This is a genomic window from Stenotrophomonas sp. HMWF023 (assembly GCF_003060985.1).
Classification (GTDB): domain Bacteria; phylum Pseudomonadota; class Gammaproteobacteria; order Xanthomonadales; family Xanthomonadaceae; genus Stenotrophomonas; species Stenotrophomonas lactitubi.
In genome coordinates this window covers 1-1,083 of the sequence record NZ_QAIJ01000108.1, presented here as the reverse complement: position 1 = coordinate 1,083, position 1,083 = coordinate 1, and the positions used below count along the sequence as shown (strand labels likewise).

Annotated in this window: 2 protein-coding genes; both read right to left on the bottom strand. The window is 66.1% G+C overall.

What is annotated here, in order from left to right; all coding sequences use genetic code 11:
* On the bottom strand, positions 1-374 hold a 374-nt coding region (locus DBR20_RS05770), incomplete at its 3' end, for an isochorismatase family protein (protein ID WP_146186954.1).
* Between the two features lie 57 nt (positions 375-431).
* On the bottom strand, positions 432-1,079 hold the full coding sequence (locus DBR20_RS05765) for an epoxyqueuosine reductase QueH (protein WP_108265514.1): 648 nt from the start codon (positions 1,077-1,079) through the stop codon (positions 432-434).
* Positions 1,080-1,083 lie beyond the last annotated feature (4 nt).

The following is a 1,083-nucleotide window of genomic DNA, read 5'->3' as shown; positions in this document are numbered from 1 at the left end:
GCGCTGTACGAATCCACCTGCTGGCGGGTGCCCTTGCGCAGGATCAGGTCGGCCACGGTCCAGTCCACTCCCGCGTGCAGTGCGGCGCCCGCGCTGCCCTGCACGCAGTGGTCCGGCCACAGCGTCTGCGGCTGCGCGTGCAGCAGGATCGCTTCAAAAGGCAGATGCCCCGGATGCTGGCTGGCAAAGGAGGCATGGTCGGCGGGGTGCCAGTCCTGGGTCGCCACCACGGTGCGGTAGCGGCGCCCAGCCAGCAGTGCCGTGATCGGCGCCACCAGCGCATCGCCCTGTTCGCAGGCGAGGGCGCCACCGGGCATGAAGTCCGGCTGCAGGTCGATCACCAGCAGGGCGACGTCAGCGGGCAGGGCGGTCATGGCAGGTCCGGCACAACGGAAGAAGGGCGACCAGCGTGGCCGCCCCTCGCGCGCACGTCAATCGCCGCTGGCGGCGTCGTTGTCCTGCCCGTAATACAGCAGGCCGATCTTGATGCGCTCGCGGCCGTTCTCGCGGCGGTGGCGATTGGCATCGCGCAGCGAATATACGCAGCCACAGTATTCCTGCTGGTAGAACTGCTCGCGTTTGCTGATTTCGACCATGCGGCTGGCACCACCACCCTTGCGCCAGTTGTAGTCCCAGTACTGCAGGCCTTCGTAGTGCGAAGCGGCGCGCACGCCGCAGTCGTTGATCTGCGCCATGTTCTTCCAGCGCGAGATGCCCAGCGAGGAGCTGATGGTGTCGTAGCCGTGTTCGTGCGCGTACAGCGCGGTGCGCTCGAAACGCATGTCGAAGCACATCGTGCAGCGGATGCCGCGTTCAGGCTCGTTCTCCATGCCACGCGCGCGGCTGAACCAGTTGTCGGTGTCGTAGTCGCAGTCGATGAAGGGGATACCGTGCTGTTCGGCGAAGCGGATGTTCTCCTGCTTGCGCAGCTCGTATTCCTTCACCGGGTGGATGTTGGGGTTGTAGAAGAAGATCGCGTAGTCGATCCCGGAGGCGGTGATCGCCTCCATCACTTCGCCCGAGCATGGCGCGCAGCACGAGTGCAGCAGCAGGCGCTGGCCGTTGTCGGGGAGGGTCAGGGTG